This is a genomic window from Parafilimonas sp., assembly GCF_047606085.1.
GTDB lineage: Bacteria > Bacteroidota > Bacteroidia > Chitinophagales > Chitinophagaceae > Parafilimonas.
Map to the genome: position 1 here is coordinate 58258 of NZ_JASGEX010000137.1, position 6706 is coordinate 64963.

4 protein-coding genes are annotated in these 6706 nt (G+C 43.4%); 2 read left to right on the plus strand and 2 right to left on the minus strand.

Features of this window, described 5'->3' with window-relative positions:
* Window positions 1-7 precede the first annotated feature (7 nt).
* Complete coding sequence (gene prfA, locus QM629_RS12215; protein ID WP_415160158.1) at window positions 8-1075, minus strand: peptide chain release factor 1; 1068 nt, start codon at window positions 1073-1075, stop codon at window positions 8-10.
* Window positions 1076-1206: 131 nt separating this feature from the next.
* On the opposite strand from prfA, the gene QM629_RS12220 reads away from it, so the two are divergent.
* Both QM629_RS12220 and QM629_RS12225 read left to right on the plus strand, forming a co-directional pair.
* Window positions 1207-2391: an amidohydrolase family protein gene (locus QM629_RS12220; protein WP_415160159.1), complete on the plus strand. Its 1185-nt coding sequence runs from the start codon at window positions 1207-1209 to the stop codon at window positions 2389-2391.
* A 239-nt stretch (window positions 2392-2630) separates the two neighbouring features.
* Window positions 2631-3338, plus strand: a complete 708-nt coding sequence (locus QM629_RS12225; RefSeq protein WP_415160160.1) for an MIP/aquaporin family protein — start codon at window positions 2631-2633, stop codon at window positions 3336-3338.
* Window positions 3339-3536: 198 nt separating this feature from the next.
* On the opposite strand, the gene QM629_RS12230 is transcribed toward QM629_RS12225, so the two are convergent.
* A complete protein-coding gene (locus QM629_RS12230) occupies window positions 3537-6293 on the minus strand; it encodes a M14 metallopeptidase family protein (protein WP_415160161.1) in 2757 nt (918 codons plus the stop codon).
* Window positions 6294-6706 lie beyond the last annotated feature (413 nt).

The window sequence follows — 6706 nt, forward strand, 5'->3', positions numbered from 1 at the left end:
CAGATAATTAATTATTCTGCTTCGTCATTTTTTCTGCATTCTCGGCCACCTGCAAAGCTTCGATGAACTGGTCAATATCACCATTCATTACCGCATCAAGATTATATGATGTTAAACCAATGCGATGATCTGTTACCCGGCCCTGCGGGTAGTTATAGGTGCGGATTTTTGCACTGCGGTCTCCTGTGCTTACCAGCGTTTTCCTGTGCCTGGAAATTTCTTCTTCCTGCTTGCGCACCTGCTCTTCATACAATTTGGTACGCAGCATCGTCATGGCTTTTTCACGGTTGCCTAACTGACTGCGTTCCGTTTGGCACACAACCACGGTACCGGTTGGAATATGGGTAAGCATCACTTTTGTTTCCACTTTATTTACATTCTGGCCGCCGGCGCCGCCGCTTCTGGCGGTTTCCATTTTCACATCGGCAGGATTTAATTCAAAATCCACTTCCTCCGCTTCCGGCATCACGGCTACTGTTGCTGCAGAAGTATGTACACGTCCCTGTGTTTCCGTATCGGGCACACGCTGTACACGGTGAACACCGCTCTCAAATTTCATGGTGCCATATACATCATCACCGGTAATTTCAACCATCACTTCTTTGTATCCGCCTACCGTGCCTTGACTCTCGCTTACAATGGCGGTTTTCCAGCCTTTTTTTGCAGCATAGCGCAGGTACATATCAAGCAAATCGCCGGCAAATAGGCTGGCCTCATCTCCTCCGGTGCCGGCGCGAATTTCAAGCACAGCATTTTTATCATCCTGCGGGTCTTTTGGTATTAAAAGTTGCGTGAGCTGTTTTTCAAGCACTTCCTTTTTTTCTTCCAGCTCAGGCAATTCCATTTTGGCCAGTTCCCGCATTTCTTCATCAGCGCTATTCAAACCTTCTTTGGCAAACTCGTAGTCTCCCAGCACTTTTTTATACGCTTCGTAAGGTTTTACAATTCTTTCCAGTTGGCTGTATTCCTTACTCAGCTTCTGAAATTCGGACTGCCTGCTTATAATTTCAGGATTGGTTAATGCAACACCTGTCTGGTCGAATTTTGCCTTTATTGCTTCTAACTGGTCTAACATGTTATAAGTTTCAACGTTCCCAAGTTTCAATGTTCACAGGTAGCCAAACATTTGAACCTGTAAGCATTTTTGACTGTCAAATTTTAAAAAGTGTGCAAAGTTATATGTTTTCAGCCGCTTAATTTTACAGCATGCGTTACAGGAAATTTAAAGCTGATTTTATTTTTGATGGAAAGAATATTTTGGGTGAAGACAAAGTGTTAATTACAAATGAAAACGGCGTAATTGAAACAATCGTTAACGAAGCAGAAGCGGGCGATGGTGTGCAGGCATTTAAAGGCTGGCTTTCTCCCGGTTTTATTAATTGCCATTGCCACCTTGAGCTGAGCCACATGAACAATGTGATTGAAAGCGGGACCGGCCTCGTTGACTTTTTAATTACCGTTGTTGGCAAACGTGGATTTGAAAAAGCAATAATAGCCGAAGCCATTAAGGCTGCCGATACAGAAATGTATGAAAATGGCATTGTTGCGGTTGGCGATATTTGCAATACCGCCGATACCATACCTGCAAAGCATGTAAGCAAGATTCGTTATTACAATTTTATTGAAGCCATTGGTTTTACTAATAATAATATTTCAATTGTATTTGAAAGGTTTATAAAATTATATAACAATTTTATTATAGAAGAATTAACTGATGCCTCCATTGTTCCGCATGCGCCCTACACCATAAGCAGCGCCATGTTTGAACTGATTAATAACGCCTCTGCCGGCAAAATCGTTTCCATACATAACCAGGAAACGGAAGCGGAAAATGAATTATACCGTACTAAAACAGGCGATTTCTTCAAACTGTACCAACAACTTAACATCAATACCGGCTTTTTTCAGCCTTACGGCAAAAGCAGCCTTCCATCTTATCTTACTTTATTAAGCAAGGCCAAAAACTTACTGCTTGTTCACAATACGTTTACCACGCAGGCCGATATTGATTTTGCGTTTCAACAAAGCAAGGCAAATCAACAGCAGGTTTTCTGGTGTTTTTGCCCAAATGCCAATTTATATATTGAAAATCAACTTCCTGATATTAAGTTATTTATAGATAATGACTGCAATATTGTTTTAGGAACGGACAGCTATTCCAGTAATTACAGCCTTAACCTTTTGGATGAAATGAGAACATTGCAAACACATTTCCCATTTCTTGAAACCGAACGCATGCTTCAATGGGCAACATACAATGGCGCGGCAGCTTTAGGAATCCAGGATAGATATGGAAGTTTTGAAAAAGGAAAGCAGCCTGGCATTCTCCTGATCACGAATTTCCGGGATAAAAAACTAATGCAAACCTCTGCTGCAACAAGAATTGTATAATTAATCCGGCATTTCCTGCAACACCGGGCAGGTGTTTCAGCTTTTTTGTTTGTAGTTATTTATTAGGCCGGATTGGTTTTACAGGTTTCATACCATAATAACATTACAGGCATAAGAAGCCCGGGTTAGCCCGGACTGTAATGATTTTTATTACTTTTTTTTCAAAGTGACAATCTATACATTTACAATCCTTGATTGATCACCATATTCACGATTGCATTTAAACAAAATTCTAACGTATGACTGCTTTTACAGGCGAACTTGTGGGAACGGCTTTAGTAATTATTCTTGGCGATGGTGTTGTTGCCAATGTTATTTTAAATAAAACCAATGGCTTTAACAGCGGCTGGCTGGTAATTACGATGGGTTGGGGCATGGCCGTTTTTACCGGTGTGTTTGTGAGCGCGGCATCCAGTGGCGCCCATTTAAACCCTGCCGTAACCATTGCATTGGCTGCAGCCGGAAAATTCAACTGGAGTTTAGTCCTGGCATACATTGCTGCACAAATGCTTGGCGCCATGATCGGCTCGCTGCTGGTTTGGGTGGCTTATAAGCAGCATTTTGATGCGACAGATAATACGGCTACCAAGCTGGCTGTATTTTGCACTTCTCCGTCAATACGTAATGTAAGGCATAATTTAGTTACGGAAATAATAGGCACATTTGCTTTTATACTGGCTGTTTTATTTATTGTTTCCCCCGCAGATAAATTAGGCTCTCTCGATGCTTTGCCCGTGGCCTTGCTTGTATTAGGCATTGGTTTAGGCATGGGCGGTCCCACGGGATATGCCATCAACCCTGCAAGAGATTTGGGCCCGCGCATTATGCATGCCGTTCTTCCTATAAAAAACAAAGGCATCAGCGACTGGAAATATAGCTGGATCCCTGTTGCCGGGCCAATTATTGGCGGTTTGCTGGCTGCGCTGGTATTTAAATTAATTGGTTGATATTTTGCCTTCTTTAACTAAGGAATTGTGCAACCTGATAATAACACGGCCTTTCCTTATGCCGGTAAAGGCTGATCGCATTTTGTAACATGGCGCGCGATTATAAATTCGGCGGGGGCTATGCCTTAACTTTCATCAAATCTGGCAAAACATCATTGCACCTTAAATATTAATTAACTCAGAATGAACAGAAGGAAGTTATTTATACAACCCGTTAAACAAAAACCTGAATGTGCCATAAGGCTGCGCCCTGAATGTTATTTCGGGCCCAAAAGCATACAATACGCCTTTGCCCACTGTAGCCTGAAATGCAGTAACGCCGCCATTTAGATAAGACTGGCCCCAGGCCCACCCGCTTCTCAGGCTTTGCTCACCTTCAAACCATGCCACCGGCTGTATGGTTTTATTGGCTATGCCTTCCGGAAGAATATGGAATACGGGGCTGGCATCAAAATAAACATCTGCCTGCGATGCCATGCCATACGCCGCTTTTTCGGTTGAATCTACTTTTACACGCAATATGCTTCCGGGAATATAAAATTTTTCACCTGGCAAAGTTTTTTCCACGCCGTTTACAATTTCGGTTAAGGCATTATGCACAGGCAATTTTAAATGGTAAGCCAATGCAGTACTGCTGCCGATGGTAATAATAGCGCCGCCGTCTTCCAGGAACTTTTTAAGCTGAGGAATGGAAGTATCTGCTGTTATCCGGCCAAGGCGGTTCCTGTATGCAGCCGGAATGGAATCCGGTTTGGGATCAGCCTCAAAAAAACGCCTGCCGGTATCGTTCGGGGCCGGTATGGCTCCGTCAACAAATACAATTACGTCATACCTGGATTTCAGGTTTCCGCTATCAATATTCTTTGCATAAATTATATCAGCATTAAAATGAAATTTTTCAAATATCCAGCGCGTCCATCCGCTGGGCATGGAGCCGCCATACCTGTCCCACAAAGCAATTCTTGCCGCACCGATTTTTGTAAGGCCTGAGGGTTTTTTGGAAAGTGCCACCACATTTATACCATACAGCGCTGCCGCACTGTCGAGTATTGTTTTTGCCTTTGATGAACCGGGAATATAAAACGAACCTTTGGCGAATGCATGATAAACAGAATCGCTTGTCCTGTAAACATCCACGCCAGCTTTCAATAAGTCATTTACCGCAATGAAAGAATTGTTGACGGCCGCATTTAATAAGTAACCGCCGGAGCCCGCCCTGGCTGCACTGCCTTTTGCCGACTGCAATTCGCCGTAGGGAATTCTCTCAAAAGGCCCGTCGAAGGCATCTAAAACCCGGTCAAACTGAATGCCCATCTGGTAGGCTAACGTCCAGCCTGCAGCGTCATAAGGAGCAATGGGCGGCCCGCCGGGGTACTCAAAATCATTAGGATGATCCTGCGGTTCAAACATATCCAGGATATGCGGCCTGAATGCCTGGCTGGTTTTTACGATATACGAACCTGCAGGATATTGTTTGCCATTTACCGTAAAATCAGCGGTTGCTTTTTCCACTTCAATCCCGCTGGTAATTAAAGTATTTATAAATCGCGCAGCCGTGGGGAAATCAGTTTGTCCTGATGAAATAATATAGCCCCTCGGGTCGCGGTAGGCCGGGTTTTTGTAAACAGAATCGTAGAGTTTTACAGGAATGTTCCGGCCTGGCCTCACACCGCCATAATTGTCGCCTGTATTGGCCTCCGGTTTTTTGCCCTGCTGGGATTGTTTGAATAAATTATTGATCTCTTCCGAGCGTTTCGGCAACAATGTCCAGTTATCTTTTTCACCTTTTTCAATGGAATGTCTCCCCATTTTATAAATATTGAACAACAGCTCATCCCTGTGCCTTGAAGCATATTCCAGCACACCATAGTTTAAAGAAACGGAATAGTCAATAGATTGCCTGAAATGCCAGGTTTGCGGCAATACGGGAAATGAGGTAGCGCTGCTGGGGATTAGCCTTTCCGGGACCACGGGAACCGGGGCCGGGTTAGGCCCTCCGATTATTTCCGTAAGCAAGCCGATCATGTTATGAAAATAGGTTGCCGTTCTAAGCCCGCCGTTGTACCAGGTGGAATAAACAGAGCCCGATCTTTCCGTATAGCCGGGCTTGCCTTCTGCATTCAGCCGGTTTACCATTGCGGCGCCCACAGCGTCGAGGCTTGTCATTACCAACGGGTCAAAAACATAATTAAACGGGTCGCGGAATGGCGGCCCTGCCACAACGGAGCCCGCCGGGCCTGCCTGATGATGATTATACATAATCTGCGGAAGCCATTCAATAAATAATTGCCGGCCCATATTCTGTGTTTCTTTCAGGTTGAACATATAAAAATCCCGGTTGTTATCGTGGCCGGCATATTTTTCATACAGTTCAGGCAGGTATTGATTGAGGCGCTTTTCAGCAACCGGCTCCCGCATATACCAGTTAGAAACAAGTTCCTGCCCATCAGGGTTTGCATGCGTTAATAAAACAATTACATCATTCAATATTTTTATTGTTTCAGCATCCTGCCTGCTGCTAAGCTGGTAAGCAGTTTCTATTAGCTGGTGGGCGCCCACCACTTCGGTAGCATGCAATCCGCCATCTATCCAAACCACGGCCTTGCCTTCGGCGGCCAGGGTCAGCGCCTGTGAATCGGTAAGATTTTCTGCATGCGCCAGCTGCTGTGCAATAGCTTTATAGCGATCCAGGTTTTTTAAATTTTCAGGAGAAGACACAATCAGCATCCATTGTGTGCGGCCTTGTTCGGTTTTGCCAATATCAACCAGTTTTACGCGGGGCGATGTGGCCGCAAGCTTTTTAAAATAAGCTTCTGTTTGTGTATAGTTGGCAAGCTGGTAATCATCGCCCATGTTAAACCCAAAATGTTCTTTTGGCGTGGGAATGTTTTGGGCTTTTACAGCAAAACAGGCAAAACAGCATACAAAAATCAGGGAAAAGAATTTTTTATTCATAAGCATTGGTTCAGGGCGAAAGATATTGAATAATAAAAAAGTAATCAAGAAAACAGGGGCTAATTAATAATTTACTTCTCTTTTGTTGAATTAGGCCATAAATCCTCCATTAAAAAAATGCTTTGCTTTTGTTTCGTCTATCGGTTGAAACTTGCCTCAACCATATTGGCTTCTTTTCTTTTTCTAATTTCAGGTTCAGCAGACTGTTTTGCACATTTTCCCATTATGTTTTCTCATTTTTCATATTACAGCCTGCCTTTTTATTGAAGTTGTTTAAACTTAATTAAAAATCAAAAAAGCCCCAGGAAATAAAGAATTTTGTTTTGCGAGCAAAAAACGAATAATTCTGGGACTAATAGACGAAGTTAAGATAGAACAATTGATATTGCCCCATTTGAGCAAAGGGAAAAGAG